The sequence below is a fragment of the Lacisediminimonas profundi genome (genome assembly GCF_008831265.1).
GTDB lineage: Bacteria > Pseudomonadota > Gammaproteobacteria > Burkholderiales > Burkholderiaceae_D > Lacisediminimonas > Lacisediminimonas profundi.
In genome coordinates this window covers 570,021-596,728 of sequence record NZ_VTTH01000001.1, presented here as the reverse complement: position 1 = coordinate 596,728, position 26,708 = coordinate 570,021, and the positions used below count along the sequence as shown (strand labels likewise).

Annotated in this window: 27 protein-coding genes and 2 pseudogenes; 13 read left to right on the top strand and 16 right to left on the bottom strand. The window is 55.2% G+C overall.

All coding sequences use genetic code 11. The features are described 5' to 3' along the window. The first annotated feature begins 121 nt into the window (after positions 1-121). The 3 genes from FVE66_RS02655 (at position 122) to FVE66_RS02645 (ending at position 2,644) form a co-directional block, all read left to right on the top strand. Positions 122-1,096, top strand: coding sequence for a Bug family tripartite tricarboxylate transporter substrate binding protein (locus FVE66_RS02655; RefSeq protein ID WP_241672979.1), 975 nt, complete (start codon positions 122-124; stop codon positions 1,094-1,096). Between the two features lie 45 nt (positions 1,097-1,141). Then, the gene (locus tag FVE66_RS02650) at positions 1,142-1,564 is read left to right on the top strand and encodes a VOC family protein (RefSeq protein ID WP_151445827.1); all 423 of its coding nucleotides are present in this window, start codon (positions 1,142-1,144) and stop codon (positions 1,562-1,564) included. A 66-nt stretch (positions 1,565-1,630) separates the two neighbouring features. Then, positions 1,631-2,644 carry an NAD(P)-dependent oxidoreductase gene (locus FVE66_RS02645; protein WP_151445826.1) on the top strand — a complete coding sequence of 338 codons (1,014 nt, stop codon included), beginning with the start codon at positions 1,631-1,633 and terminating at the stop codon, positions 2,642-2,644. Between the two features lie 92 nt (positions 2,645-2,736). Here the strand turns inward: FVE66_RS02645 and FVE66_RS02640 are convergent, their stop codons facing one another. From FVE66_RS02640 to FVE66_RS02620, 5 genes are all read right to left on the bottom strand, one after another. Next, positions 2,737-3,093, bottom strand: coding sequence for a type II toxin-antitoxin system RelE/ParE family toxin (locus FVE66_RS02640; protein WP_151445825.1), 357 nt, complete (start codon positions 3,091-3,093; stop codon positions 2,737-2,739). Beyond that, positions 3,093-3,371 (bottom strand): type II toxin-antitoxin system ParD family antitoxin, encoded by a 279-nt coding sequence (locus tag FVE66_RS02635; protein WP_151445824.1) that lies wholly within the window; start codon positions 3,369-3,371, stop codon positions 3,093-3,095. Before FVE66_RS02635 ends, FVE66_RS02640 begins: the two co-directional genes overlap by 1 nt. 87 nt (positions 3,372-3,458) lie before the next feature. Then, positions 3,459-4,097, bottom strand: coding sequence for a 3'-5' exonuclease (locus FVE66_RS02630; protein ID WP_151445823.1), 639 nt, complete (start codon positions 4,095-4,097; stop codon positions 3,459-3,461). Positions 4,098-4,242: 145 nt separating this feature from the next. Further along, the gene (locus FVE66_RS02625; RefSeq protein WP_151445822.1) at positions 4,243-4,620 is read right to left on the bottom strand and encodes a type II toxin-antitoxin system PemK/MazF family toxin; all 378 of its coding nucleotides are present in this window, start codon (positions 4,618-4,620) and stop codon (positions 4,243-4,245) included. Beyond that, on the bottom strand, positions 4,617-4,853 hold the full coding sequence (locus FVE66_RS02620; protein ID WP_151445821.1) for an antitoxin of toxin-antitoxin stability system: 237 nt from the start codon (positions 4,851-4,853) through the stop codon (positions 4,617-4,619). The genes FVE66_RS02625 and FVE66_RS02620 overlap by 4 nt, the downstream gene beginning before the upstream one ends. 256 nt (positions 4,854-5,109) lie before the next feature. Between FVE66_RS02620 and FVE66_RS02615 the strand changes: the two genes are divergently transcribed. Both FVE66_RS02615 and FVE66_RS02605 read left to right on the top strand, forming a co-directional pair. Next, positions 5,110-6,063, top strand: a complete 954-nt coding sequence (locus FVE66_RS02615; RefSeq protein ID WP_151445820.1) for a hypothetical protein — start codon at positions 5,110-5,112, stop codon at positions 6,061-6,063. Between the two features lie 425 nt (positions 6,064-6,488). Then, positions 6,489-7,061, top strand: coding sequence for a hypothetical protein (locus FVE66_RS02605; RefSeq protein WP_151445818.1), 573 nt, complete (start codon positions 6,489-6,491; stop codon positions 7,059-7,061). 102 nt (positions 7,062-7,163) lie between these two features. On the opposite strand, the gene FVE66_RS02600 is transcribed toward FVE66_RS02605, so the two are convergent. Continuing rightward, positions 7,164-7,487 carry a hypothetical protein gene (locus FVE66_RS02600; RefSeq protein WP_151445817.1) on the bottom strand — a complete coding sequence of 108 codons (324 nt, stop codon included), beginning with the start codon at positions 7,485-7,487 and terminating at the stop codon, positions 7,164-7,166. On the opposite strand from FVE66_RS02600, the gene FVE66_RS02595 reads away from it, so the two are divergent. Beyond that, complete coding sequence (locus FVE66_RS02595) at positions 7,486-8,265, top strand: hypothetical protein (protein ID WP_151445816.1); 780 nt, start codon at positions 7,486-7,488, stop codon at positions 8,263-8,265. The two genes, FVE66_RS02600 and FVE66_RS02595, sit on opposite strands and share 2 nt — an antisense overlap. A 128-nt stretch (positions 8,266-8,393) precedes the next feature. Further along, positions 8,394-8,810 carry a DUF2002 family protein gene (locus tag FVE66_RS02590; RefSeq protein ID WP_151445815.1) on the top strand — a complete coding sequence of 139 codons (417 nt, stop codon included), beginning with the start codon at positions 8,394-8,396 and terminating at the stop codon, positions 8,808-8,810. A gap of 428 nt (positions 8,811-9,238) precedes the next feature. Here FVE66_RS02590 and FVE66_RS02585 read toward each other — a convergent pair whose 3' ends face one another. The 6 genes and pseudogenes from FVE66_RS02585 to tnpB form a co-directional block, all read right to left on the bottom strand. After that, on the bottom strand, positions 9,239-11,008 hold the full coding sequence (locus FVE66_RS02585) for an ATP-binding protein (protein WP_151445814.1): 1,770 nt from the start codon (positions 11,006-11,008) through the stop codon (positions 9,239-9,241). Between the two features lie 72 nt (positions 11,009-11,080). Then, positions 11,081-12,130, bottom strand: coding sequence for a DNA cytosine methyltransferase (locus FVE66_RS02580; protein WP_151445813.1), 1,050 nt, complete (start codon positions 12,128-12,130; stop codon positions 11,081-11,083). Between the two features lie 191 nt (positions 12,131-12,321). Then, positions 12,322-12,674: pseudogene (locus FVE66_RS20695) on the bottom strand (transposase domain-containing protein); the annotation flags it as partial. After that, positions 12,655-13,055, bottom strand: a pseudogene (locus tag FVE66_RS20645) (IS66 family transposase). The pseudogenes FVE66_RS20695 and FVE66_RS20645, both read right to left, overlap by 20 nt. Next, positions 13,045-13,317: an IS66 family transposase gene (locus FVE66_RS20640; RefSeq protein WP_151445811.1), complete on the bottom strand. Its 273-nt coding sequence runs from the start codon at positions 13,315-13,317 to the stop codon at positions 13,045-13,047. The pseudogene FVE66_RS20645 and the gene FVE66_RS20640 overlap by 11 nt, the downstream one beginning before the upstream one ends. Next, positions 13,283-13,501: an IS66 family insertion sequence element accessory protein TnpB gene (gene tnpB / locus FVE66_RS20435; RefSeq protein WP_151445810.1), complete on the bottom strand. Its 219-nt coding sequence runs from the start codon at positions 13,499-13,501 to the stop codon at positions 13,283-13,285. The genes FVE66_RS20640 and tnpB overlap by 35 nt, the downstream gene beginning before the upstream one ends. Before the next feature lie 629 nt (positions 13,502-14,130). On the opposite strand from tnpB, the gene FVE66_RS02550 reads away from it, so the two are divergent. From FVE66_RS02550 to FVE66_RS02535, 4 genes are read left to right on the top strand one after another with little or no spacing between them, the layout of a single operon-like run. Beyond that, on the top strand, positions 14,131-15,603 hold the full coding sequence (locus FVE66_RS02550; protein ID WP_151445809.1) for an ATP-binding protein: 1,473 nt from the start codon (positions 14,131-14,133) through the stop codon (positions 15,601-15,603). Then, positions 15,596-18,328, top strand: coding sequence for a Z1 domain-containing protein (locus tag FVE66_RS02545; RefSeq protein WP_151445808.1), 2,733 nt, complete (start codon positions 15,596-15,598; stop codon positions 18,326-18,328). The genes FVE66_RS02550 and FVE66_RS02545 overlap by 8 nt, the downstream gene beginning before the upstream one ends. Beyond that, positions 18,312-19,280, top strand: coding sequence for a PD-(D/E)XK motif protein (locus FVE66_RS02540; protein ID WP_161993165.1), 969 nt, complete (start codon positions 18,312-18,314; stop codon positions 19,278-19,280). Before FVE66_RS02545 ends, FVE66_RS02540 begins: the two co-directional genes overlap by 17 nt. After that, positions 19,280-21,361 (top strand): AIPR family protein, encoded by a 2,082-nt coding sequence (locus tag FVE66_RS02535; RefSeq protein ID WP_151445806.1) that lies wholly within the window; start codon positions 19,280-19,282, stop codon positions 21,359-21,361. Before FVE66_RS02540 ends, FVE66_RS02535 begins: the two co-directional genes overlap by 1 nt. A gap of 34 nt (positions 21,362-21,395) precedes the next feature. On the opposite strand, the gene FVE66_RS02530 is transcribed toward FVE66_RS02535, so the two are convergent. Next, entirely contained in the window at positions 21,396-22,925 is a 1,530-nt protein-coding gene (locus FVE66_RS02530; protein WP_194164342.1) for a DNA cytosine methyltransferase, read from the bottom strand. Positions 22,926-22,995: 70 nt separating this feature from the next. On the opposite strand from FVE66_RS02530, the gene FVE66_RS02525 reads away from it, so the two are divergent. Next, positions 22,996-23,514 carry a very short patch repair endonuclease gene (locus tag FVE66_RS02525; RefSeq protein ID WP_151445804.1) on the top strand — a complete coding sequence of 173 codons (519 nt, stop codon included), beginning with the start codon at positions 22,996-22,998 and terminating at the stop codon, positions 23,512-23,514. 106 nt (positions 23,515-23,620) lie between these two features. Here the strand turns inward: FVE66_RS02525 and FVE66_RS02520 are convergent, their stop codons facing one another. From FVE66_RS02520 to FVE66_RS02510, 3 genes are all read right to left on the bottom strand, one after another. After that, on the bottom strand, positions 23,621-23,971 hold the full coding sequence (locus tag FVE66_RS02520; RefSeq protein ID WP_151445803.1) for a hypothetical protein: 351 nt from the start codon (positions 23,969-23,971) through the stop codon (positions 23,621-23,623). Between the two features lie 132 nt (positions 23,972-24,103). Beyond that, positions 24,104-24,961, bottom strand: coding sequence for a restriction endonuclease (locus tag FVE66_RS02515; RefSeq protein ID WP_151445802.1), 858 nt, complete (start codon positions 24,959-24,961; stop codon positions 24,104-24,106). A gap of 163 nt (positions 24,962-25,124) precedes the next feature. Continuing rightward, positions 25,125-25,520, bottom strand: a complete 396-nt coding sequence (locus FVE66_RS02510) for an HIT family protein (RefSeq protein WP_151445801.1) — start codon at positions 25,518-25,520, stop codon at positions 25,125-25,127. Positions 25,521-25,774: 254 nt separating this feature from the next. On the opposite strand from FVE66_RS02510, the gene FVE66_RS02505 reads away from it, so the two are divergent. Further along, positions 25,775-26,686 (top strand): SEL1-like repeat protein, encoded by a 912-nt coding sequence (locus FVE66_RS02505; protein ID WP_151445800.1) that lies wholly within the window; start codon positions 25,775-25,777, stop codon positions 26,684-26,686. Positions 26,687-26,708: the final 22 nt, after the last annotated feature.

Below are 26,708 nucleotides of genomic sequence, written 5' to 3'. Positions count from 1 at the left end.
CGGCAGTTTTTGGCAGAGTGGCGTGCATTGTCCACGTGCATTATCCACGTGCAGGATCGACTTGCAGGTTCGACTTGCAGCGTCGAATTGCAGGTTAGATTTTTTCCCAAGGGAGAAAGAGATGGCTGGTAGAAGAACGGTTCTGAATTTCGCCATGACGGCCCTGCTCTCGGTCTGTTGCCAGTTGACGATGGCGCAGGGCTACCCGGCCAAGCCCGGGCGAATTGTCGCCGCCTATCCACCCGGCGGAAGCGTGGATATGGTGGCGCGACTGGTGGGCGACAAGCTGCGCGAGAGCCTGGGGCAAGCCTTCGTGATCGAAAATCGTTCCGGCGCCTCCGGCAACATCGGTACCGAGTACGTCGCCCGATCCGCACCCGACGGCTATACGCTGCTGATGGGAAGTTCTGCAGCCATGGCATCGAACGTCCACGTCTATGCCAGGCTTCCCTATGACCCGATCAAGGATTTCGCCCCGGTCATCATGGTTGCCCATCAGCCCAATGTGCTGGTCGTGCACCCTGCTCTCGACGCAAACAGCATTGCCGGGCTGATTGCCCTGGCGAAGTCCAGGCCCGGCAAACTGAACTACGCATCCTCGGGCAGCGGCACCTCCAATCACATGGCGGCGGAAATGTTCATGATGAAGACGGGCACCAGCATCATGCAGGTGCCCTTCAAGGGCGGTGCACCGGCAATCACGGCACTGGTAGGTGGCCAGGTTGACCTGATGTTCGAGACGGTGCCGACCGTGGTGTCGCTGGTCAAAGCGGGCAAGCTGCGCGCGCTGGCAGTGACCTCGACCCAACGGCTTGCTGCCCTACCCGATGTGCCGACAATGGCCGAGGCCGGCCTGAAGGAATTTGATTTCCGCGGCTGGATCGGGCTTGCTGCGCCGGCAGGCACGCCGAAGGAAGTCGTCGCAAAACTGAATACCGAAGTCCAGCGGGCAATCACCGGCAGCCTGAACAAGAAACTTGGCGAACTGGGACTCGATGTAGTCGGCGGCACCCCGGAGCAATTCTCGGAGTTCCTGCGTGAGGACATCGCCCGCTATGAAGCCCTGGTCAAGGCATCGGGACTCCAGCGGCAATGACAAGCAAGCCGGCCGCCGGCTCAAAATGAACTCTGGAGAAACCTCATGAAAATAAAGCGCATCGAGCACGTCGGCGTAGTGGTCAAGGACATTGAAGCCAGCAGGCGCCTGTGGGAAGACTGCCTGGGAATTCCCATGACTGGCATGGAAGTGTCCGAGAGGAATCGCCTGAAATTATCGCTATACCCGATTGGCGAATCAATGGTGGAGTTGATCACCGGCCTGACACCGGACAGCAAGTACACCAAATTGATCGAAGAAGGAAAAGGCGGCCTCAATCACATCTGCTTCGAAGTCGAAGACATCGATGAAGCCCTGGCGGAGCTCAAGGCAAAGGGCGTGCCCCTGCTGGACCAGCAAGCGCGAATCGGGCATGCCGGTTGCAGGATCGCGTTCCTCGACCCGGCCGGCACAGAAGGCTGCCTGATCGAACTGGCCGAACTGCCGTCGGACGGCGCGCACTCGTAGGGCTCGCAGAAATCGCAGGACTCGCAGGAATCGCTGGTATCGGATGAATCAACAAGGACATTGGCAATGGCCATGAAAGCAGCCTGGAAAGTCCTGGTTACCAACGCCGTGTCCGCAGCCACGAGAGCCGGCCTTGAGCGCTTCGCCGATGTGAGCATCGCGCCGGATTCCACGCCGGAGACCTTGCGCAAGAGCGCCGCCGATGCCGACCTCATTATTGTCCGGGCGCCCCTGCCCGCGGACATTTTCAGGCACGCCCCCAAGGTGCTTGGCGTGGTACGCCACGGCGTCGGCCTGGATTTCATTCCGGTCGATTCCGCGACCGAGCACGGGATTCTGGTCGCCAACGTACCCGGCGCAAATTCGAATTCGGTGGCGGAATTTTGCGTGATGCAGATGCTGAACCTGCTCCGTAACCCGGCTCGTGCCGAGCGTCTGATACGGCAAAGCGGGTGGGCAAAGGCGCGTGCGGCAAGCCTGCAAGGCGCCGACCTGAGCGGCCGCATGGTCGGCATCATCGGCTTCGGTGCGATTGGATCGCGCCTGGCACACATCCTCCATTTCGGCTTCCAGGCCAAGGTGGCCGTATGCACCCGACAGCCTGATTCATTGCCCGACTGGGCAAGCCACATGGAATTGGGAGCGCTGGTTTCAGAGGCGGATTTTGTGGTGCCATGCGTGCCACTGACGAAAGACACCCGCCACTTGCTCAATGCGGACTTGATTGGCCGCATGAAGCCCACCGCATGCGTCGTCAATGCCTCACGCGGCGGCGTGATCGAAGAGCCAGCTCTGATTCACGCCCTGAATGAAAGCAGGATCGCCGGCGCTGCCCTTGACGTGTACGAAGACGCAGACCCGCAGCCGGGTGACGCGGTGATGCGCGCCGACAACGCCTTGATCACTCCCCATCTGGCGGGCAACACGCTGGATGCTCATGCCCGCATAGGCGAACAGTGCGTGCTGGAGGCCTTACGAATCCTGTATGGGGAACGGCCGAAGAACCTGGTTAATCCGGGGGCTTGGGAACGGCATCTTGCCCGGCGGAAGGCACTGGAATTGGGGTCAGACTCGAATTAAGTCGCGAATTGGGTCACGAATCAAGTCACGAATCAGGTCACCGACGCCCGGTTGGACCGCGGGGAAATCGAGACCCCATTAATCGACAACGGTCAACTGGATGTAGTCGGCGGCAGGTGACGCTCCAGATCCATGCTGTCGTGCAGCAGGCGAAGCACTTCAATGTTCTTGCGCTCGGGACCACGTTCCACCCGGAAGATGATGAAGTGGCGGCCCTTGCGTCCATTTCGGGCAACGTGAAGTGTCAGGATATCGGGGCCGATTTCCGTGCGTACTTTAGCGCCGATAATTTCGGGACCCGCGGTCAGTGAGTCAATGGCAGCCGAGACGATCCCTGCATAGGAACGTGCCTGAATGGACCCGAAGTTTTCGACAGTCCAATGCAGAATTTGACGGTAATCCCTCTCAGCTGACGCCGAAAGGCGAACAGTCCAGGCATCCCTGCCCATCAGGAACCAATAGCTTTGTCAGTCAACTCCGCCAGATGCTGTGCAAGCGCGTCCGCGGAGTCAAAACTACGGAAATTACCTGCTTCGATGTCGGCAATGCCTACATTGGCTGCGTCGCGCAAGGCCGCCAGACGTATCTTGTCCTCGGACTCACGGCGCTCGACCAATCGCAGGCCTTCGCGCAAAACTTCGCTGGCGTTCTGGTAACGGCCGGAGCTCACAAGCTGCTCGACCAAGGCGGCTTGATGATCGGTAAGGACGACATTTCGGGTTGGCATGGGGCCCTCGCATCTGGAATCAATGACATTGGCATACTATGCCATAACGAGATTGACCGCAATCGGGGTCACACTCGGCATAGGTCATCAACTCCTGGCTGGACTGCGGGAAAATCGAGACTGACCCCAATTCTCAATCACCTTTGGCACTTTCGCGCGGGGCGTGCCCTGCACTCGGGTCAACATTTCATGCCCTATGTCGCGTACGCCATAAGTCTTGGTCACGTCCGCCTGGATCCGGCACCAGAGATTGCTGGCCATTTCTGCATCAGCCATTGCCCTGTGCGCTTGCCCGGTTACGGGCAAGCCAAGCAATCTGACCAAGGTCCCGAGCTTGTGGTCGGGTGAGGCGGGATAGATCCGCCGGGACAACAACAAGGTGCAGGCGAATGACTGATCTCGCCGGGCTGAAATACGCTCCAGCTCCGCATCCCAGAACCTGCGGTCGAAGCCGGCGTTGTGAGCCACCATCGGAAGCTTGCCAACGAAGCGGGCGACTTCGCTCATCACCTTGGCGGCATCCGGTGCCCGGGCAATCATCTCGTTGGTGATGCCCGTCAGGCGAATCACGTCTGCTGGAATGCGCCGGCCAGCATTCATCAAGCTCTGATACCTGTCGACGATCGTGCCGTCACGAACAAGCGCCACCGCGATTTCCGTCGCGCGGTCGCCCCATTGTGGATTGAGGCCGGTGGTCTCGAAGTCGATTACGGCTACGGTTTCCAAAACGCTTTCCTTCGGGCTTAGTGTCGGGTGGGTATGGTGCCAGATTCAAAGGGGTTCGGGGAAGGCTCGACAAGGGTGATCAATGCCGGGCTGTTCCGCGGGACAGCGAGACTCGCCACACAAATTCAGAGCTGCTGGGATCAGATCAAATGCTCAGGATGACTCGTAGCGCGTCTTGCACGCGCCGAAGATGTTCGGGCGAGATCGTCGCCACCGGCTGGTCTCCCAGGAAGCGTTTGTTCGAAATAGCTCGCACCTGGTCGATCAGGAGATCGGTTTCCCGCGTTAGCTCCCCTTGCCCTTGGGCGCGACCAATGGGCACACGCAGCGGATAGCCATCGCCATGGCGGTCGCGATAGACCTTCGATGTGCCGGGAATGATGATCGTAGTCGGGTGGCCTGCGTCATTCAGCAGGTCCGTCTGGACCACGAGGCAGGGACGCCCCTGCTTGGCGGGCTCTTCCTTGAACGATTGAGGATTGAGGTCGACGAGCCAGATCTCACCCCGCCTCAACCGAGTCAAAGGCCGTCTCCTGCCGCGTCGTCAAACTCCTCGGCAATCTCGGCGCTTTCTTGCGCCAGGCGCCGGGAGAGGAAGCGGATGCGCTCTGCCATCTCCCTTTCATTCTTTTCGCGCACTGCCTCGCGGAGATATTGCGAAATCGGCTTGTCCCCGGCCATGCGCTTGGTCTCTTCAACGAACTCGTAAGGTGCCCGGAACGTGAGCGAACCGAATTGCTTGTTGTCAGCTTCCATCAGTACCTCCACCATCGCTATTGCCCCCTCAAAGATCCATGATGAGAGGAGATCTTACAAGCATTTTTTAAACACAGATGCGTAAGACAAAATTGTTAGCGAAAAGTTTAACACGCGAGGAATCCGGGTCAGACTCCACAAAGGCGATTAATGCCGATCGGAATTCCACTTTATTCCATACATTCCTCATCGACACCCTTGACAGTCCCGCAGACTAGTGTAGACTTGGTTCCATCGATGAGACATTTGAGGAATAATGAAACACTTCACGATTAGGGACCTCAGGCAAGAGATATGCGGGTACATGGTCGGTTTGGCTAATGTGCTGGAACGCGTGTACCTCCCCGACTCAGGTTTCGGACTAATGGGATTAGACAAAAAAGAATTGGGTGTCGACCGGATTAGTGACGTGCCCGTCGACAGGATCGACATAGATCGACTTCGTGTGACATCCACCCTATGCGATTTATATGACTACGGAATAAATGGCATCCGGAGCCAATCTCTTTCGGACTGGTCTGATGCGGAGGATACGATCAATTTCGTAGATGGCTTGAGTTCCTTCCCACTACTCGAGGAAAACGCGGATTTTGACATCCGCCTATCTTCTTACGTTACCAAAATCGCGCACGCCCGACACATCTTGGACTCAGAAGATGGGGTTACCGACATGCAGGACTCCATCGATCAAGCCGATTTATTGCCAACGTTAATCGGAATAATAAAATTGCATGACATCGCGCTCTTGGCAGGCATGGACGAGAAGAGCGTTCGTAACGCTGCCAACCCAAAGGTGAAGAATCACTTAAAAACATTCAACCATGGCAACGGCACCTATGCACGCGTGGAGGATGCACGGGAATGGCTCGCTTCGCGGCGCGGGTTCAAACCGACTGTTGAAGTCGACAAAACCTTGGATCGTGACCTCCCCCAAATAGGCTTCTCCTCAGGAGATGACTTAGCTCATTACCTTGAGGGGCGACTTGCGAGCAAAAACCTCTCTCCGGATACCGCCGGCACAAAAATTCCATGGGTCACCACGGCGAAGATCGTCGATCTGAAGATGGGGAAATTCGAGTTCAACAAAGATGAACTCGCCGCCTTGGCTGCACTTTTGGAACTAGACTCTAAAGCTTTCGTTCTGGCGACATTCGCCCTTCATCAAAAGCTCGAAAGGCTCGGAATAGAACAGGCACTGGAACGACTTTGAAAGTGGGGGAGAAAAATGGTCGCCATCTCGAAGCACACGGCAATACGTCAGCAACAGCGGGGTATCCCACCGCTCATCGTTGATCTTTTAATTGAATTTGGAGCGGAGGAACAAGCTGGTCATGGAGCAGTGACGCGGTACTTTGACAAAGTTTCCCGGAAGCGAATTCGCGCCTATGCAGGCCCACTTGCCAGCCTTCTAGAGCAGCATTTGAATTGCTACGCCATCGTCAGTAATGAAGGAAAAGTCATCACGGTAGCACACCGACTCCAGCGAGTGAAAAGCTGATCTCGTCTGATATCCGGTTGCAGTTAATAGCAAAAATTTGCACGGCTCGTTTAGTCGGGCCGATGCGAGCGCGGGATCTTGCTCGCTGCGAAAAAAGCACCTTGCGTCCTTCCTTATTCCTCCCTTGAAGAATAAATATGAATCTGCCTGATCCGCTCAAATTCCTCGCTCCGTTTTTCGAGCACTACATAACACTCGAGGGCGTACACCCGAGCCTGACATATGACTACAAAGCGCGCGGTCTGCGGAATCAGCCGGTGATAATGTCGAGGCGACACCAGCCCAAGTGCGCGGCTGGCGAGGCGTGGACCTACATTGCCGTGCCCCATGGCGCCAAACTCGCCAGTCTTGGGGACGAAGAGAGGCTCTATGTCGGCGCTCAGACTTCAGACCGCATGTTCCGCGCGGGTCCCGAAAACTTCCACCACGCTCAGATGCGCGCCGGGAATGGAGACCACAACCTGGTCTCCTACCTACGCTCCACGGGCCGAGTTGCAATCCATAGGATTGACACGCAACGCATTGTGGCTGGCATTCGCAAGGAGCCTGAACTGTCGCGCCTGATTCCGATCACGCAGCAACCCGCTTCTGCAAGATTTCACATGGGATATTGGTTTGAGCAGTGTCTACTTACCGTCCATGAGGGGCAATGGAAGTGGAATACGGCGAAGGCGGACGGTAAGGTGCGAAGAGCACTAGGATTGATTTGAGTGGGTCGGTATTCCGGCCCAACGTGACCACCGATTCCTGTCTATTGTGACCGGTCATTCCGGTCTGTCGTGACCAATTCCATGCCTCACCAGAATCCAAGGTCACGATGCCGGGATGACGTCGCACCTCGCTGCAAGGACGTTGAGCATATAGGAATCGTAGGAATCGGGGCCAGACTCAATATAAGTCATCATCATCAATGCCAGGCTGGCCTGCATGGAAATCGAGGTTGCCCTCAATTCGGCGATCTGATCATGCGACATCGCCCGTCGTACCAATGTGGCATGATCGCAATCGCATTCAGCCGCCCATGGTCTGCGCACGCCGAGAATGCCCCCTCCGCCGCCAGCCCCCATCGGCGCAATCCATTCAAGCACTGGTAATTGAGCACCAAACCATCCAAAACAATAAGTAAAAGGATCCATGGAAAAACATCTCTTCTCCCAATACGCAGACAGCATTCGTTCACTTGACATCGATCGCATCACGAACGCGCGCCAGATTCCCGACAGCTTCCTTCTTGACCGCGATGCCGGCCTCTCCAGCTACTACATCCCGTTCGACTTTGTAAATAAGACTGCAAAGATCGTGATCGTAGGGATAACGCCCGGATTCACTCAGTGGATAAACGCAATGAGAGAAGCAAAGAAGCAATTGCATGCGGGCGCGAACCTTGAGCAGGCACTGATTGCGGCGAAGAGAACCGGCGCGTTCAGCGGGGCGATGCGACCGAATCTGGTCGGCTTGCTCGATCACATCGGTCTGCAAAAGTGGCTTGGCATTCCCACTTGTGACCAGCTGTTTTCGAGCAGGTCGGATCTGGTGCAGACCACCTCGGCGCTGAGACACCCGATTTTTATGGATGGCGAGAATTACAACGGCACACCGAACATGACAAAGAACGGATTCCTGCGCAAGCAGTTGCTCGATCACTTTGGCGAAGAAGTTCGCGCCCTTGGAAATGCGGTCTATCTGCCGCTCGGCCCGAAGGTTCTGGAAGCGCTGCTTTGGCTGGCAAAGGAAGGCCTGATTGACGAGTCGAAAATTCTCGCGGGACTTCCACATCCGTCAGGAGCAAATGCGGAACGAATTGCGTATTTCCTTGGACGAAAGGAGGCGGGCTTGCTGTCTGCAAAAACCAATGCCCAGCAATTGGACGAAACCCGGTCAAGTCTGGTGAGCCAGGTCGCGCAGCTGGTCTAGTCTGTGCGGGGAAGTTCCAGATGCTGAAACTTCTCCGCGACGGACTACTTCAGGTATCGTCATGTGAATTATTAGCCGTCAACTCTCGCAATGGCGTATGTTGTGCAGACCTCCCCTAGGCGACATTCTTGCGCTCGAACAAGAACTTTTTCGGCCACAAGCCATTCAAATTTTCTCAAATGACCGTACGTATCGATCAAATTGAAGCACTACTGCTTCAACGCGGCTATAGCGTGATCCACGAAACGAGCAAGAAACGCGGGTATCAAATAGGCTGCGGGCTGCCCATCTATCTAAACCTCACATCGAGCACTGGAGAAACCGCGTTGATCGCTTATCCTGATTCCGGTATCGATTCCCAGCGTTACAAACAACCTGATATGCGAATAAGTGAGCGCAACTACCATTCCAGCAACATGCGCCACTTCCCCAAGCGCATGCATACTGGGCTAAATCCTATTTCTTTTGGTTGGGGGCTGACATTCACATCTCTGTTGGCCGCTGAGGCATGTCTTGACTACCTCGAAGGCAAAACAACTCGATAACCATCTATGAGTTAGGCCGCATAGATGGTGAAGCAAAAAATTCGACGTTGCCCGATAAGTCGCGAACAAACGGGATTGCGCTGCCCCTTATCACTTTTCTTGTCGAACAGGATATCTTCGCAGTCTCGCCCGTCTGATATTTCCGCCCCATAGACATCGAGACATTCCAGAACAGTTGGCGACATTCCCCCGCTGCATGCGGTGTTGTTGGGCATTCCTGGATCCCTGCAACATCGCGATCGTCTTTCGAAAACAGGTGAAAAGAGTCGAAGTCGGGAGCCTTTGACTGAAAGAGGATCAGGCCGCTTCAAAAACGCTACGTGGTTTGCTGTCTGCTGGCGATGAAGCGATTTTGCAAGCGTAGTCTTCACACCGCCTTGATCCAGCCGGGACGACCGCAAATACCGGCTTTCCAGATGCAGAATCAATCACTGCTGATTGGAGTGGTCAGCCAAGAATTCCTGAAGGATTCCCTTTAGATGGAGTATGTGTTTATTTTTTACGCCACCATTTTTTATTATGAATGTTGTCGCAACTTTCAAAGCGTCGGCTGTTGTGGGATGTCCATCGGTCATCAAGGCGCTAATCAAGGCCTCTTTAGCGAGTTTATTATTATCGGCGCTAGGGGCAGCTTTTTCCTCACCAACTAGCGCTTCGAGCAACACCTGCTCAGGGCACACTGCACTAAGGTAACGGACACGACGCGAAAGCCATTTAACATAACTAGATGCGGGCTCCTCATGACCATCCTTGACGTGCAAGGGCTTGACCTTAAACAGTTCATAAATACGTCCACCAAGTTTTTTCCTTTCGGCTGGGGTCATATTGTCAGGGTCCGGCAACGGTACTTTTGGGTCTTGGTCACCGTCGATAATTACATAGGCATCCCGCTTGTCGCTGAGCCAAGTTGGCACCACACTCGTAAGTATATTATCGGCCCCGGCAGGAGGAACGTAGAGCTCAATCGCTTGTTGTTCACCTGGGTCCAACATTCGCATAGCCATTTCGACGAGGGACCGAAGCAACTCGTCCTCGACGGCAAGAGTCAACTTCCCGTGCGCAACATACCCCAATCTATTAAAGGCGACTTGTGGATGGGACGCATCCACCACACGAGCCTGTCCAAGTTGATTTTCTTCCAATACTTTCACCGCCTTTTTTGGCAAAAGGTTGACTAACGTTGGAGAGTGCGTAGACAAGACAATCTGTAGATGCTTGGTCCTAATCATCTCCAGTAGGAATCCTAGCAATCGTTCTTGCGCGCCAGGGTGGAGCGAAGTTTCTGGCTCATCAAGAAGAACAAGCGACAGATTAGGAGTCGCGCAAAGTTCGATGACGGCGCGCACCACTGCCAGCTCGCCACTTCCCGCAAACGCCTCAGAGTAGGTAAGATTTGCACGTTGAAACACTACAGTAGGTGCCTCAACTAAGCCATACAACCTGTGCAATACATATCTAGCGCTTTGGTACTCACGACCCAAAATGTAACTAACCCAGCCTAATTCCTCGGGGTCAAGCTCTCGGTTCTCAAACACCGCCGGATGGCCACCAGTTGAATATGTCTGACGGTCGCCATCAATAACCCGCGCGAGCCTTTTAGCACCCTTAAGGATTTCCGACAGCCGCTGCTGGTGTGTTTGACTACGATCTGGAAAGTAGAAAAAACGGTCGAATGCGCTGAATTCGCATTTGAAATTGATATACCGAACGTCCCTCACTGTCGGATTCCATCGCGAGGAAGAACGAAACGGTCGGTCCCTATCTATCATTGTTGGCATGGGATTCATGCCGTCGCTTTTCAAAGCGCGGGCAGGCTCCCAATAGTCAGCACGTCTTGCACCTCGTACCTTCTTTGTCTCAACATAACCGTTCAGCTCTCTTACCCAATGCTTGTAAATATATCTTGGCAGACCGTTGTCTCCGCCATCAGAGATTGGGTCGACCGCTGTTGAGAACCAAAACCTCGCGGTGCTAGACCCACGAGGCATTCCCCAAAGCGCATGCAGTATGGAACTTTTGCCGCTTCCGTTGGCTCCCACTAAAGCTGTTAAAGGAAAGTCGAAGACGATTCGAGTGCCGGGCTCAAGATTCTTAAAACTAGGGAAGATGGCTTCGCCAATGAATTTATCCAACGGCGCGCCAGGTTTGTATCCTCCAATAGTATTTAGAAGGGCTGGTATGTCCAAATTTTTCGCCATTGGCAGTTATCTCTTTTTTTCCGCTCTGCTGCGTCATTGTTTTCAGTATCAGGACTATTTCACCTTGTACCGCTACTTCACGTGGTCCGCGCCCACAGTTGCCGCCATTGCGCTCGCGTGTGCCGCGATAAATTCAGGCGGCAAGGCATTACCTATCATTAAGGCAATAGCCTCTTTTCCATGAGCTACCTCAAATCGGTAATTCCGGGGAAAACCCTGCAACATAGCCGCTTCGCGTAAAGAAATTGTTCTGTTTTCCGAAGGATGGAGGAATCTGCCTTTTGAGGGGCTGTAGCATCCGCCTGTTATCGTCGGCGCTACAGTGTCCCACGCCATGCGTCCGTAGACGTCGTTGAACCCATTAAAGCTCTTATGGCACGCCAGCTGCATCTCTTCAGGAAGTTGGCATCGACTCCCTCCATCTGGAGGAATCAGCGCAATAAGTTTCTTCACGTGCTCGGACCTCCGCTCACCAATATCATGAAGAGCGTCACCGCTGTCCCCGACTGGAGGCATGCTCCCGATAATCTGCCGCACCGTAGACCGCAGAGGCGAAGGTTTCGCAAGTTGAGGCTCTCCACATAGGCTGGCCGAAACAATGAGGCGTTTGCGGCGCTGGGGAACCCCGTAATCGGCTACGTCAAGTACTTCGACGCGCACCAAATATCCGACGCCTTCAAGAGATTTCTTAAACTTGCCAAAACGAAAATATTCAGATAGCCCTGGGACATTTTCCATCATTACCAGTTTCGGGCGAAGCGCCAGGACCAAGCGTCCGAAATCCTCTATCAAGGAGTTCCGCTCGTCGCGTGCGGAGCTCCCTTTGTTGCGCTTGCGCATGCGCGAAAACCCTTGGCACGGAGGGCACCCTGCCAGCATGTCGAGTTCGCCAGACTTCAACCCCAACGCGTTCATCAAGTCGCTAGCTGCGGTCTTGCGAATGTCATCGCCCGCAAGCCATACTTCGGGGTGGTTGAGCGTATATGTTGTGCGCGCTTTCCGGTCGATTTCCACTGCAGCGACGACTTCGAAGCCGGCCTTCTTAAGGCCCAAGGTTAGTCCTCCGCAACCGCTGAATAGGTCTATCGCTTTTAATCTTGGTTTTGTATCTTTGGCAATCATCTACGGCAGTCAGGTTTTGTTGCTGAAGTATAACGTCCGGGCGACGCAAAGACGCCACCTTAAAACACGAATTTCCATGGAGTGCCCCGCTACATCTCCGACATGCCAGATGCAACCGGCGCAAGCTCATTCTTCGCACCCTCTTGATCCCGCCGGGGAAGACTGCTAATACCGGCTTTCCCGATGCAGGATCAGTTCACTTTGGGAGCGTGCAGAACAGCCACCGTCACATTCCAAGGAAGCAGTTGGTCGACGCGGTTGACCGGATGGTCGGGTATGCACCCGAGCACATGGCGAAGATAGGCTTCAGGACCATTTTACTTGGCCGTAGGGACCAGCGAGTACATCGCTGCCGCTCGTTCGCCGCCAATGTCAGCGCCGGCGAACAGGAAGTTGCGTCGACCAAGCGCCCCCCGCACAAAGCGCACTCTGCCGCGGAATTGTCGATCTCGATGCGTCCGTCCCCGCAATAGCGGGTCAACGCCTGTCAGAGATTGAGCGAATAAAGGATTGCCGCCGTCGCATCAGGCTTGCGCGAGAGCGTTTGCATGGTGGACGTGCATCCACGTTTGCAGCGCATCCAGTAGCGGCACGGTCTGGGCTTGCCATATTCGGCGGCGCTCGTTCGGCGGCTTAACCCGGATCTGTTCTTCGATGGCATACAGATAACCGATCCGGCCCAGGCCCTCCCGTCGTTACTGCCCACCATGCAAATCGAAGAACTTACGCCGCGCATGCGCCCGACACGCCGCTTCCTGCACATTCCCGCCCTCATAAAGCGCGCCGAAGCCGGCGTAGGCGTCAGCTTGCAGGATCCCGGCGAAGTCATCCAAGTGCGTCGCGGATGAACTCCCTTGCGGTCCAGTGTGTAGGCAAACCAGACGCCCGGTGGTGTGGCAATACCAGCAGGCCGGTCATCTCTCACATAGGTCCACAACCTGCCAGTCTTTGTCTTGCCATTGCCGGGTGATCAGCACCGGCCGCGGTGCATCGTCCGCGTGGATCATGTCAGCCGCCAGCACATGGCGCTGATTCGCCGTTACCAGCGGGCGTAACAGTGCATTGCTGGCGCCAACCCAATCCGCCAACAAGCCGCGCGAGAGGCCGACCCCTTCGCACGCATAAATCACGGATTGCCGATACAACGGCAAGTTATCGCAGAACTTGGATACCAGCACATGGGCCATCACCGCTCCACCAGAGCAGCTTGATGATGTGGCCACGACGTCCGCGAAACACAAATACGTGGCCACTAAACGGGTCCTCGGCCAGCACGGTTTCCACCTTTGCCGCCAGGCCATTGAAGCAGCAACGCATATCGGTGACACCGGCAGCGATCCAGACCCGGGTACCGGCCGGCAGGCCAATCATGGCAGCAGGCGCGTTTGGATGGGGAAGACGGTGGGTGGAGAGAGTTGCTTACGCGATTTGAGTAGAACGAGGTGGGCCAACGGGGCCATTGTCTTTCCCCCAAGCAAGTAGTATTGTCCTAATTTGCCGCCCCTTCCCACCATGTTTCATAATTTATGAGCGTGTTGCGATCCATCGTTGGCGACCAAATTAGAAAAGTCCAAATGACAGGATTTAGCTTGGAGTTCGTAGAGGCGCCAGTCTGGATGGGCGCAGACGTCTGATGGGGCGAATTTTCGATTATTAATATATGGCTTCGAAGTTTCTCCAAGATCTTTAACGAGCCTGAAGGTCAGCCGCGACTCCAACAGCTTATCGAACCAACTATTTTTAAATTGCCTGCCTCCCCTGAAACTGAACTGCGTGATGTCCATAATACAATCCGAAAATCCACTATGAAATAAAAGTCACGCGCCTATCGGGTGACATCTCCATCAAAAATTTTTTCGCCTTCCGACTCCCGGCATTGCCTTTTTTCCTACAGCAAGTGATAACGATTTCATACGCTTCCAACTACTGAAATTTCAGACCCTGCTTAACTTCTCGGGCACTGTCCATAGCCCTTTGTTCTAACCAAAATCTTTCCCGGCATGAAAGAAATACAACACCCACCTCATGCCGCATCCCTGTTGGAGTCAATGCGGTCAATCGGCTACTCGCTTGAATCCGCCTTGGCTGACCTTATCGATAACTCTGTTTCAGCCAAAGCAAAGCATATAAACATAGAGTTTCGCCCATCCGATGCTCCCTACATTGCCGTCATAGACGATGGGGAGGGAATGTCCAAGGACGTCCTCCAAGGTGCAATGCGATATGGCAGCACCAATCCCCTTCAGAAAAGACGCAGCGATGACATGGGGCGATATGGTCTGGGTCTCAAGACATCATCTCTCTCACAATGCCGACGCATGACCGTGATTTCTCTCCGAGACGGCGCGCTCAGCGCCTACCGCTGGGATCTCGATGTCATAGTGGAACGTGGTACCTGGGCCATGCTCGAACTCGACTCAGAAGATCTCGCGGATATCCCCCACTTGGATGTGCTCCGGGAGCAGGGAAAGGGCACGATAGTGCTTTGGGAGAATCTTGACAGATTGACGGCTGGCGAGAGCTCGATCGATACGGCGCTGGGGCAGCAAATGGATCATGCTCGCGGACATCTTTCGCTAGTCTTTCACAGATTCATCAGTCCCGAGCCGGGCCGCTCACGCATCTCGCTCGCCATCAATCAGAATCCGCTGCCAGCCATAGACCCATTTCTTCCAAATCACAAGGCGACTCAGCATCTGGACGAGGACAGTTTCACCGTAGAAGGAAGCAAAGTTGTCGTCAAGCCGTTCATTCTTCCTCACGCCAGCAAGCTATCGCCGACTGAGATGGAACGAGCCGGGGGAAGCGACGGGCTACGAAGCCAGCAAGGATTCTATATTTACAGAAACCGTCGTCTGATCATCTGGGGGACGTGGTTCCGTCTTGCCAGGAAGGACGAGCTCAGCAAGCTTGCGCGGGTCCGCGTCGATATCCCAAACTCGCTGGATCATCTCTGGACACTGGATATCAAGAAATCGGCTGCGCATCCGCCGGAAGCAGTGCGTCTCAATCTTCGTCGCACCGTTGAGCGAATCCGCCAAGTTAGCGGCCGCACAATCACGTTTCGAGGCCGCTCCACCGATCGTGGTGAACTCACGGCTGGATGGAACGAAGTACTCGACCGGGGCGGCGTTCGCTTCGATATCAACCGTGACCACCCTTCCGTGAAGGCATTTTCGAATCGCCTGACAAAGGCCGATGCTATGGCTTTTGATGCAGTCCTGACTGTCGTGGAAAGTTCGTTTCCTGCTGAGGCACTGTATTCCAGAATGGCCTCCGACATGCGCTCCACCTTCAACGGCGAAGATATATCGGACCGTCTCAGGGAAGTGGCCGAGTCCATCTTCGTGGATCTCGATGCGTCGTCGCCCGTTAGAAAAACGCTGCTCGCTACTCTGCACCTGATCGAGCCGTTCAACCTCCACCCTGTAGAAACCAAAAAAATCATCGAGGCAATGGAAAAGCATGGCTGAGCACATTCGTCGTAGTATCTCGGACAATGCACGCCGATTGGAACTGAGTGTCATCACTGCGTTAACGGTGGACGGCACTCCGTCCGAAGACGACATCCTCGCCCTTGCCGGGCAGCTGAGGAAAATTCCTCTCTACTCGGTTTCGGAAGGCGAATTCATTGAGGTCATCAGGCGCCTTCATGAGGCACTGACAATCGAGATGGGCCTCGGTAGCTGCGTTGTTGACAACCATGCCCCTTGGCTCCAGGCGAGGAAGGCCGAAATTGAGCCGTTCTACTGGACTCGATATCAAACTGAAATGCGCAAGCAGGGCTGGGCGCCGAAAGTAGTAACCGCGCTAGATAAGGTAACCGACGATATTCTTGATCTGATGGGGAACCCGGCGGGCGAGGCTGGCTGGCCGCGGCGTGGACTCGTCATGGGCGATGTGCAGTCAGGAAAGACGTCGAACTACACGGGACTGATATGCAAGGCAGCAGATGCAGGATACAAGCTCGTGATCCTGCTGACGGGAACCCTTGAAAGTCTACGCCGGCAAACTCAAGAACGTCTTGATTCAGGCTTCGTCGGCTTGGACAGTTCCGGCGTGGTCAACCGAAACCGCCATCGCCGTGAAATCGGCGTGGGCCTGGTCAATGGCGCTCGTGCGGCTGGCGTGTTCACTTCCACCGTCGGAGACTTCAAGGCGGTAACCGTCAACCAGCTAGGGTTCAAATTAAGAGACTACAAGGAACCTGTCCTGCTGGTTGTGAAAAAAAACAAGCGTATCCTGGAAAACCTGACAGATTGGCTGATCACCTTCAACGCAAGTCAGGGCGGACAAATCAACCTTCCCCTCCTGCTGATCGACGACGAAGCGGACAACGCGTCAGTCAATACCAATCCTGCCAAGGCTACGGCAATCAATGCCAGCATTCGAAGTCTGCTGAAGGTATTCCCTCGATCAAGCTACGTTGGATTCACGGCGACACCGTTCGCCAACGTGTTCATCAATCCGGACACGACCGATGACATGGTAGGCGACGACCTGTTCCCGCGCGACTTCATCTACGCACTCGATGCCCCGAGCAATTATGTCGGCGCCCGGCTTATCTTCGGCGACGACTCCCCACTCGACTGCCTCCGTACCATTGATGACGCGGCGCGGATTTTCCCTCGGGGTCAGCAGGCCGGCAGCCTGGTCGTTGACGTGCCCGATTCAATGATCGACGCGTTACGATGCTTTTTGGTAGTGAATGCCATCATGGATCTTCGAAACGACATGCCGAAGCATCGGTCCATGCTCATCAACGTCAGCCACTTCACACTGATCCAGAACCAAGTCCGCGAAATTCTCGACGGACTACTCCGCAGAATGCAGGAGGACATTCGCAATTACGCGTCCCTGTCCCAAGAACAAGCATTGAAGAACGGCACGTTGGCCGCACTGCATGATGTGTACCAACGGGAGTACAGCGGATCAGGGACCACATGGTCCTCTGTTCAAGCCGCGTTGACGGCAGCCACATTGCCCGTAGAAGTCAGATCAGTGAATCAAAAGACTGGCGCTGCCAGTCTCGACTACGCCGTGTACAAGCAGAATGGACTGCGAGTGATTGCCGTTGGAGGGAACAGTCTTGCACGCGGACTCACATTGGAGGGGCTATGCGTGAGCTATTTCCATCGGGCGACACAGATGTACGATGCCCTGCTGCAAATGGGTCGATGGTTCGGCTATCGCCCAGGCTACGAAGACTTGTTCCGAATATGGATCACCGAGGAGTCGGCAAATTGGTACTCACACGTATCGGACGCGACCGACGAGTTGCGTGAGGAAGTCCGGCGAATGCAGCTTTCACGACTCAAACCGATCGATTTCGGTCTCCGGGTAAGGGCACACCCGGATTCGCTTCTCATCACCGCAAGAAACAAAATGCGGGATTCGGAGGAAATCGTGCACACCATGTCAGTCAGCGGGGAAGGAATTGAATCATCTCGACTGCTGCTTGACCCATCCGCCATCTTGGGGAATTTCAAAGCCGCCCAGCAGCTTGCGGAAGACGTCATCAGATCTAAGGCAAAGCGCGAAACGACAAGCGAATATCCAATTTGGACAGGCGTTGACAAAGCATTGATCGTGGCATTCATGAGAAGGTTCCTCAGTCATCCCCTGAACCTGAAGCTTCAGTCAGCTGACTTGGCAAATTTCATTGAAAGGTCGGACGACCCAAAACTTCAGAGGTGGGACATTTCCATCCCCAGTGGAAGTGTCGATGAGCGCGAATTTGTTCCCGGCCTGCTGGTCAGTCCTCGCAAACGAAAAATTTTGGTCGATCCCGACAATCGATCAATTCTGATCAACGAAAAGAAGATGCGAGTCGGTTCACCGGCGGATGAGAAAGCAGCCCTGTCCCGTGACGACATCACGCAGGCTGAGCGCGATTTCCGTGAATCTACAGAAAATGCGTCGAAGCAGACAGTACCTGCATACGCTTATCGCGCAAAGCGGCAACGTCCGCTGCTTATGCTGCATTTGCTAAAACCAGTCATGGGAAGCGAAGCCACTGATTATGTCCTTCCACAGAACTGTGCACTGGTCGCGATTGGCCTGAGCTTTCCAAGCTTGAGCGCGGCCAGCCAACGAGTGAAGTACCGCATCAACCTTGTCGAATTACGCAACATGTTGGCCACCGAGTCGACAAACGACGATGACCTGGATGAGGACGACGATGGCGAACATGCTTGAGGCTCGATGGGATTCATTGGCACTTGACCCCCTTCGCCCGATTTTCCAGCTCTGCGATGCCAGTCATCCGTTGGACTTCTATATCGGCAAGGACCCGGAGCAACACAAACTCCTGTTGCTCGTTACTCGCGAAGTGCCGCCAGCCATCCGCGACATGCGCGCGATCCGAATCCGAACATTCAGGCGCGATGATGGCAAATGGTCGATATTGCTGACGCTCGACAGCGCATCTCTTGCCCCCATGTTTTGCATGCTCTGCAACGACCTGATCGAATCATCACGCAACACAGGACTGCCAGTTGACAAGTCACTTAGCTTCGTCCTGAAGCGTCTGTCGAACTGGCGCCGACTGCTTGAACGCGGATTGCCAAGCTTGTTGAGCCAGAACGAAATTCGGGGTCTTTGCGGCGAACTGCTTTTCCTGAGTCGTCTGTTTGCATTCCTTGGAAAAGCAGGTGCAGTAAAGGCTTGGGTGGGGCCACAACAAGCCGATCAGGACTTTCAAGCACCCGAAGCTGCGTGGGAGGTCAAGACGATACAACCGGGCGCTCATTCAGTCATCATCTCATCTGAATTGCAGTTGCAGACCACGATCCGTCCTCTGCATCTGGCTGTATTCGAGCTAGCGGAAAGCATCCCGGACGGGGACGGTTCTTTCACGCTCAACACATTGACCGACAGGATTCGTCAAGAGTTGGCTGACGATCATGACGCCGCTGACCTTTTCGAGGCGAACATGGCCGCAGCCGGCTATGTCCCCCGCCCGGAATACGATGCGCCGGCATTCGTGGAGCGATCACTGTCAATGTTTGCGGTAAGCGCTGAATTTCCTCGAATTACGGGTGAAATGCTTGCGCCCGGCATCAGCCACGTCGCCTATAACCTGAAACTCGCTGTTTGCGAAAAATTTCGCATCGCCGAACAGTCACTCACATCACAAAGGGACCATTGATGGATCTCATCGATTTTCGCAGGGACATGCTCGAGACTGTCCGGGCTCGGGCCGAATCCAGCAACGATTTCAATCGAGCTGGATTCGTGGATGAGGTGGGGGAGCGTCTGTCCGAGGCAGAGGAATTCATCGACTTCGAAGCGTGCCGATTCGAAGGAGTCAGCGGAAAGAAAAAGTTGAAAATTGACGGCTATTCCTTTGACGAAGCAGACAATTCACTTGCACTTCTAGTTGCGAATTTTACTAATGAAGACATCATGCCGGCCTTCAATGCGTCAGACGCGTCGAAGGCCTTCGGCATGCTGCGGGCGTTCTTGGAAGAAGCGCTGCGAGGCAATCTGACTGATGGATCTCTCGAGGAGAGTGTCCCCGCGTATGGCCTTGCGTCCGATCTGATCGGTTGGCATGGAAAAGTCACCAAATATCGATTCTATTTAGCCAGCGACGCCCAGTTCAAGACGAAGGCCAAGGACTGGCCCGAGGAAAGCATCGCGGGTACGCCAACTGAGTTCCATATCTGGGACATCAATCGCTTTCACACCGCGCACGTCTCGGCAACAGGACGTGATGAACTGGTCGTTGAATTTTCCGAGTTCGGTGATCAAGGCCTTCCGTGTCTGATGGCAGCACCCTCTGGAGGTGATTATCAGGCATACCTTTGCATGATTCCGGGAACGGTGTTGGCGGGAATTTATGATCGATATGGAAGTCGCCTCCTGGAAGGCAACGTGCGTTCGTTCCTGAGCACGAGAGGCAAAGTAAACGCGAAGATCCAGCAGACCATCCGAAACCAACCTGAGATGTTCTTCGCGTTCAACAATGGGATTGCTGCGACGGCAGAAGATGTCGCGCTCGAACAGACCCCATCTGGCACGCGTATTGTCAGTGCCACCAATCTGCAAATCGTAAACGGCGGACAAACAACAGCATCGCTCGCAATGGCCGGCCGAGGTACTGCAGGCAAGAAGGATGGCGCTGATTTGTCGAAGGTGATGGTACAGATGAAGCTGTCCGTGCTGCCCCCTGAAAAGGCCGGCGACCTCATTCCCGAGATCGCTCGGTATGCAAACAGTCAGAACAAGGTCAGTGACGCTGATTTCTTCGCAAATCACCCATACCACATCAGGCTGGAGGAGTTCTCACGACGACTGTTTGCGTCACCCGCAGGAGGAGTTCAGCATGGAACTCATTGGTTCTATGAGCGAGCCAGAGGCCAGTACGTCAACGAGCAGGCCAAGCTGTCGGGGGCGCAGAAGCGGCAGTTCGAGCTTCAGAACCCGAAGGCTCAACTGCTCACAAAAACGGATGTGGCGAAACTCGAAAATACTTGGCGAGGAATGCCTAACAAAGTCAGTATGGGCGCCCAGAAGAACTTCCTGCTTTTTGCGGATTCAATCGCAAAGTCTTGGGCGGACGACGAGAAGCAGTTCAATGAGGATTACTTCCGAAATTTAATAGCGCTCGCCATTCTGTTTCGCCATACCGAGTCGCTGGTCAAACGACAGGACTGGTACCAAGGCGGTTATCGCGCCAATATTGTCACCTACACGCTCTCCAAGCTGCATGACATGGTTGCCGAACAGGCCCTCGGCAAGCAGATCGACCTGCGCGCAATTTGGGATCGGCAGTCCGTCCCGCCCCCGCTCGCAGATCAAATCACTGTCATCGCAAAACGTGTGTTCGAGATGCTGACCGATCCGAACAGGCCGAAGGATAACGTGACTGAATGGGCGAAAATGCAGGCATGTTGGGATCAGATAAAATCGTCAGAAATCAGACTCAGCAGTGCGTTTCTCGCCTCGTTACAGGATCTGCGTGTCGTCCGCGATGCGGCAAAGAAGGCGAAGGAAATCCAGAAGACAGACAACGGAATTGCCACACAGGTTGCCGTGCTTGAGGTCCCTGGAAGTAAATGGGCGCACATGCGTGCTTGGGCTGAGGCAAATAAGCTGCTCACCCCGACTCAGTCGGATTTATTGCAATTGGCATCCAAGATTCCGTTCAAGCTCCCAACGGAAAAGCAGTGCACGCTCATTTGGCAACTCCACGAGAAGATGATTGATGAAGGATACGTCAATTGAGGGGTCGCAATTTCGGTCAAGACGACTGAGCCCCTCATTTGAGGATTTCCTTGACGATTCCGGCAATCATGAATGCTAGTCTTGGCGGAACGGCATTGCCGACTTGGTGATACTGCTGAGTACGGTTGCCCTGAAAGAAGTAGTTATCCGGGAAAGTTTGCAGCCGAGCAGCTTCGCGGACCGTCAGGCTCCGACATTGTGTGGGATCAGGATGGATGAAGTAATGCCCATCCTTGGCAATGTGGCTGGTCACTGTTGTGGCGGGCGCATCGTAGAATTGAACACGAAAGCGATCTGCGAATTTCCCACTTTCCCAGTTTTCATGATTGGGGGCCAAGCCAGCAAGGGAAAATTCAGCATGTCCTTTGGGCGAGTGCTGATGCAGCGCCGCGTAGGTTGCCGCATACCCGTATCGCCGAAGGTCGCTGCTCATGTGGCTGCGGGCCTCATGGTTCAGCCAGTACCTGATATTTGGATCAAGGTACCAATCTGCCAGGTGCGGCGCATCTGCCGAACTTTTTTGTCGCGGACATCGAAGTGCGCCCGATGGCAAACCAAGACGTACCTGCTCTGCGGATTGTCGTAGGCGTGCCGCCAAGCGACCCAACCCCTTCAGTTTGGCGTCCTCTGCAAGTTCGAACAGATGACTCCGAACCGTAGTTCGCCATTCGGTTGCCGAATCATCTCCGCTGCTCAGCCGGCTACGCAGCGGTGGCAGATCACGAATCACATCCCGCACATGCACCTCTGGACGAGGCGACAGACGTGTGAAATCTGCTGCTACATCGGTCCGAACGCCAAGCAGAATGACTCTGTGGCGTGCTTGTGGGATGCCGAAGTCTTCAGCCCGGACAATAAAATCTCGCGGATCAATGGCTGCAGGCTCCATCCCGCTTTTGTAACATGTCTCTGTGACCAGCGAGTGAATGCGATAACCTGGCCGCGAACCAGTCTCACCAAAAGCTCCATCAGGATCGGAAAGGTCGCGCAGGATATCGTGAAAGATCTTTTTGCCCCCGACGCGAGACGAAAGGATGCCCTTGACGTTCTCCATCACGAAAACGGGCGGGCGACGATCTCGGATGATCCGTAAATATTCCTTGTAGAGGAAATGCCTCGGGTCGTCTTCCGGGCGGTACGTGGCTGTCCCGATATTCCTGGAGCGGCCAACCAGTGAATATGCTTGACACGGTGGTCCACCGATCAACACCCATTTATCCTGACGACGAAGTTTGTCATCCAGTACGCCATCCAGCTCACGGTTGTGATCCGGATTTCCTAACGTCAGCTGCCTGGCTTCTACTCCGGATTCGTTCCAAGCAGATTCGGATTGCGCGCTGTAGGGGAGATCAGCATCACCGTTGCAGAATGCATAGTAGCCAGCGAGAGCGCGAGGATCGTTGCGTACGAGTCGGAAGAAGCTTCGAAGTCGTAGCGTGGCATGGGCAGAGGACTCCATTTCTGCCGAGATCAGAATCCGGAATGCTGTCCCATCTGAAAGAGCGGAGAATCCTTCTCCAAGTCCACCCGGCCCTGCAAACAAATCGACAATTTTTATGGGCATGCGAGAATCAATAATTAAGCTGGCAAAAAAACACGTGCAATTCTTTCAACTAGAACGGTAGCGCAAACAGATGGTCGATGTTGTCGATGAAGCGGCAAGGTCACGGATGATGGCGTCAATTCGCGGCAAAGACACTGCCCCAGAAATGACGGTGCGCCGATTTTTGCATAAAAAAGGGTTCCGTTATCGATTGCATGACCGTAGCTTACCAGGTAGCCCAGACATGGTGTTGCCCAAATACAGATTGGTGATTTTTGTTCACGGTTGTTTCTGGCATCGACATCCCGGGTGTCACTACTCAACCGTTCCCGATCAAAATCGCGAGAAGTGGCAGCGCAAGTTCGATCAGAACGTCAAAAGGGACCGGCGTAACATCGATCAGCTTCTTGAAAGTGGCTGGCGGGTGATGGTGATCTGGGAATGTGGACTTCGAACCTCTGAGTCAAGGATTCAACTCGACTCTGTCCCCGAACTGATCTTGAACACCCGAATTTCCATGATCGAGTGGCCGTTGACAGAACGCGGTCCCGACCGCCTGTCGCCGGATCTGGACAAGGGACCCCAGAAAATTGCGCCTCCAACCATTTGATGGCCCGCCGGATGGTAACCCGCCTGCCAAGGCAAGTGGTCGGTTAAGAGAGGCAAGCAGGAGCTGGGCGGTGTCTAGGTTGCAGAAGCGTGGACTGTCCGACCACTCAGGACCGCGAACAAACCCCATCAAGAAAATCCACCGCCTGGCAAACGTCCTTGTTCAAATCATCGGCCAGCGTGAAGATCGTCGCCAGCAGCGCTTCCAGATTCAGTGGCGATAATTCTCGATCACCATCACCAACCCCAACCGTCCCATGCGCAATCATCTCCGCCACTGCCCGCACAGCGAGCGATGTGGTGAACGCGCGATTCAACACCGGAGCAAGGCGCGCTAGCCGGGAGTCGTGGTCGCACAGCGCATTCTTATCGATCGGCCCTCGTAGAACCGACCGCGGTGACAAGCCAGGTCCGCGAGCTTCTTCAGCATTTTTCCCTGATGCCCGCTTGGCTTCCATAAGGCCTCGACGACGTTTCGAAAACGTCGATTCTTCCTCTCCCCGAAGTAGAAGTCAAAAGAATCTATTTGATTCTATTCGTATGCGGTTGCGGTCTTCTGCACATCAAATTCAAGCGCGATGCAGTCTGGATCAGTCCGCTGACTGACGCGTACCCCGGCAAGCTGGATAACCGGTACACCCCCAAAACTCACGGCCCGCGTTCACGCCCTTCCTGGCCGTTCGACTGACCATTGCGGAAGCACAGATCGGACATAGCGGCTCTACCGCCGCGCCAGTAGCGCGAGTTGCAGGCATAGCCGCCCTACCCCGCCCCGCTAAAGATTCCTGCGCCTGCGTGATCAGTCCAAACAGAAGTCCCCCATCAACCAGCTTCACATGACGACCCGCTGCAAACACCTTTGCATCATCAGTGAAGTCGCCGGAGGTAACCACAATGCCCCCTGCCACACCTTTCGCGGCCATTACCCCATACAGTTCGCGGACAACACCCACACCAACCTTGTAGGACTTCCACTGCTTGCACTGAACCAGGAACGTCTCGCTGCCCCGGTTCAGTATGAGATCAACGCCGCCATCCGGACCGGATCCGCCAGTTTCTGTGACCCGGTATCCTTGCAGTCGAAACGCTTCACCCACAAGCATTTCGAACTCTCGCCACGACATGCCATCAAGAGCCGCCGCCGCGGGTTTGTGAGTCACGGCCGCGACCAGTCCTCGGCGCCGCTTCCTCTCCCAAATCGACAAGGCTGCGCCGGCAAGACAGATCAAGGGCAGGAGGTACTTGCCGAAGCTGGCCAGCGCAGTAAGCATCATGCCGATAATCGGGCCACCAAGCTGACCCGGCTGCAGCGTGGCCGGAGGCGCTGCCAGCGACATCTTGTGAAGAACCACATAACTGACGATCGCCAAGGCCACGCCGACCCACCACGGGCACATTGCCACGATATGCATCAGGTCTTCCGCTCCGCTCGATTTTTTTCTTCCCATGGTCCCTCCGCGAATTGCAATGTGCAAAGTCGTTGTTACGAATATGGCGGGCGCACCCGATCCGCCAACTCCACCAACGCCCGCAACAACGCGAACTTGTACGAGTTCGTGTTCAGACCGAACTTCACGATCTGGAAGGTCGACTCCAGATGCGGGTCCATGGTCAGTAAAAGCCCTTGCCTGGAATCAGGTGACGCACACCGCCGCGCGGGTTTTCAACGTCCCCGGCTCGCCGCGGAATCAGGTGGATGTGGCAATGGAAGATGGTCTGCCCTGCCGTGGCGCCGGCATTCACGCCTATGTTGAAACCATCGACCGCGCGGTCATCGTCCAGGATTTTTTGCCGCGCTTCGCTTAGCAAGGCTTTGCACTGCAGAAGCTCGGTGTCGGTCAGTTCGAAAAAGCTGTCGACATGCCGTTTCGGGATGATCAGCGCGTGCAGCGGGGTGACGGGATAGCCATCGAATATGGCGTAGGCATACTCGTTCTGCAGAAAAATCCGCTCTTGCGGGATGTCACAGAACAAGCACGTCCCGTGGCTGGATTGCGGCGTGCTCATTGTGATCAATGCAAGGATGTTCCGGTGCTTGCAGTGTAGTTTGGATTCTTTCCTTCGGGCAAATGATTGTTTGATTGTGCGATTTATTGATAGTGCGATCTATCGTCCCAGGCGGTCGATGCCGCCCAACACCTGCGCTGGAACCCAATTCAGATCAATGCCACCTATCGCGCCAGTGCCGATGCCAGAAGGCTGAACCTTTGCGGTCATCGGAATTCATTCGTCGATATTTCTTGATCCCAGGGAGCCGTTTAATGAAGCGAACGCTAAGCAGTGGCAATGCCAATCCGACTGGACCAGGCGGTATGTACCAGCGCCCTTCTCCCGCCGACTCGGCTCCAGCGGCCGGCCAGCCCGCGGTAAGTTCTCGCCCTGAAAAAAGTGACCTTCATGGTTTCGAACGATATCGCTACCTCGCCGAGGAAAGCGCTGCCGTCGCGGGTGACGCACAAGCGCAGCTCAGGCTGGCCGCCCGGTACGCTTTGGGCACAGGCATCGCCATGGATCAAGCCAGGGCTGCCGAGTGGCTGGGCAAGGCGGCTGCGCAGGGACTTGCGGCAGCGCAGTTCAACTTGGGCCTCAGGTACCAACGGGGGCGCGGTGTCCCCAAGGATGACGCCAGGGCTTTCGAGTGGTTTGGCAAGGCTGCTGCGCAGGGGCTTGCGACAGCGCAGGGCAACCTGGCAGTCATGTACAAACAGGGCCGCGGCATCACCAGGGATTGCACCAAGGCTTTCGAGTGGACCGAGAAGGCCGCTGTGCAGGGGCTTGCGACAGCCCAAGGCAACCTGGGGATCATGTACGCAAAAGGCCATGGCGTCGCCAAGGATGAGACCAAGGCTTTCGAGTGGTTTGGCAAGGCGGCGGCGCAGGGGTTCGTGCCAGCACAGAACGAATTGGGCACCCGGTTCGCAAACGGCCTTGGCGTCGCACGGGATGTCGCCAAGGCTTTCGAGTGGTTTGACAAGGCAGCCAGGCAGGGGGATGCGCCGGCGCAGTGCAACCTGGGCATCATGTACCTACACGGCAAAGGCGTTTCCGCGGATGCCGCCATGGCATTCGAGTGGTTTGGCAAGGCGGCGGCGCAGGGGGATGCGAGAGCGCAGCGCAACCTGGACGTCATGCGCGAACAGGGGAGAGGGGGTGGCAGGGGTAATGGTATGTGAGTTTCTGGCGGGGGCTGGGCGG

What these genes read in the sequence shown, in the direction of transcription:
- FVE66_RS02530 (WP_194164342.1), bottom strand. Translation starts at nt 22,925, where the DNA reads ATGCCCATAAAAATTGTCGATTTGTTTGCAGGGCCGGGTGGACTTGGA.
- FVE66_RS02605 (WP_151445818.1), top strand. Translation starts at nt 6,489, where the DNA reads ATGAATCTGCCTGATCCGCTCAAATTCCTCGCTCCGTTTTTCGAGCAC.
- FVE66_RS02635 (WP_151445824.1), bottom strand. Translation starts at nt 3,371, where the DNA reads ATGCCAACCCGAAATGTCGTCCTTACCGATCATCAAGCCGCCTTGGTC.
- FVE66_RS02655 (WP_241672979.1), top strand. Translation starts at nt 122, where the DNA reads ATGGCTGGTAGAAGAACGGTTCTGAATTTCGCCATGACGGCCCTGCTC.
- FVE66_RS02640 (WP_151445825.1), bottom strand. Translation starts at nt 3,093, where the DNA reads ATGGGCAGGGATGCCTGGACTGTTCGCCTTTCGGCGTCAGCTGAGAGG.
- FVE66_RS02520 (WP_151445803.1), bottom strand. Translation starts at nt 23,971, where the DNA reads ATGGAAGCCAAGCGGGCATCAGGGAAAAATGCTGAAGAAGCTCGCGGA.
- FVE66_RS02535 (WP_151445806.1), top strand. Translation starts at nt 19,280, where the DNA reads ATGGATCTCATCGATTTTCGCAGGGACATGCTCGAGACTGTCCGGGCT.
- FVE66_RS02545 (WP_151445808.1), top strand. Translation starts at nt 15,596, where the DNA reads ATGGCTGAGCACATTCGTCGTAGTATCTCGGACAATGCACGCCGATTG.
- FVE66_RS02580 (WP_151445813.1), bottom strand. Translation starts at nt 12,130, where the DNA reads ATGATTGCCAAAGATACAAAACCAAGATTAAAAGCGATAGACCTATTC.
- FVE66_RS02645 (WP_151445826.1), top strand. Translation starts at nt 1,631, where the DNA reads ATGGCCATGAAAGCAGCCTGGAAAGTCCTGGTTACCAACGCCGTGTCC.
- FVE66_RS02510 (WP_151445801.1), bottom strand. Translation starts at nt 25,520, where the DNA reads ATGAGCACGCCGCAATCCAGCCACGGGACGTGCTTGTTCTGTGACATC.
- tnpB (WP_151445810.1), bottom strand. Translation starts at nt 13,501, where the DNA reads ATGATTGGCCTGCCGGCCGGTACCCGGGTCTGGATCGCTGCCGGTGTC.
- FVE66_RS20640 (WP_151445811.1), bottom strand. Translation starts at nt 13,317, where the DNA reads ATGGCCCATGTGCTGGTATCCAAGTTCTGCGATAACTTGCCGTTGTAT.
- FVE66_RS02620 (WP_151445821.1), bottom strand. Translation starts at nt 4,853, where the DNA reads ATGGAAGCTGACAACAAGCAATTCGGTTCGCTCACGTTCCGGGCACCT.
- FVE66_RS02615 (WP_151445820.1), top strand. Translation starts at nt 5,110, where the DNA reads ATGAAACACTTCACGATTAGGGACCTCAGGCAAGAGATATGCGGGTAC.
- FVE66_RS02585 (WP_151445814.1), bottom strand. Translation starts at nt 11,008, where the DNA reads ATGGCGAAAAATTTGGACATACCAGCCCTTCTAAATACTATTGGAGGA.
- FVE66_RS02525 (WP_151445804.1), top strand. Translation starts at nt 22,996, where the DNA reads ATGGTCGATGTTGTCGATGAAGCGGCAAGGTCACGGATGATGGCGTCA.
- FVE66_RS02595 (WP_151445816.1), top strand. Translation starts at nt 7,486, where the DNA reads ATGGAAAAACATCTCTTCTCCCAATACGCAGACAGCATTCGTTCACTT.
- FVE66_RS02540 (WP_161993165.1), top strand. Translation starts at nt 18,312, where the DNA reads ATGGCGAACATGCTTGAGGCTCGATGGGATTCATTGGCACTTGACCCC.
- FVE66_RS02650 (WP_151445827.1), top strand. Translation starts at nt 1,142, where the DNA reads ATGAAAATAAAGCGCATCGAGCACGTCGGCGTAGTGGTCAAGGACATT.
- FVE66_RS02515 (WP_151445802.1), bottom strand. Translation starts at nt 24,961, where the DNA reads ATGGGAAGAAAAAAATCGAGCGGAGCGGAAGACCTGATGCATATCGTG.
- FVE66_RS02600 (WP_151445817.1), bottom strand. Translation starts at nt 7,487, where the DNA reads ATGGATCCTTTTACTTATTGTTTTGGATGGTTTGGTGCTCAATTACCA.
- FVE66_RS02505 (WP_151445800.1), top strand. Translation starts at nt 25,775, where the DNA reads ATGAAGCGAACGCTAAGCAGTGGCAATGCCAATCCGACTGGACCAGGC.
- FVE66_RS02550 (WP_151445809.1), top strand. Translation starts at nt 14,131, where the DNA reads ATGAAAGAAATACAACACCCACCTCATGCCGCATCCCTGTTGGAGTCA.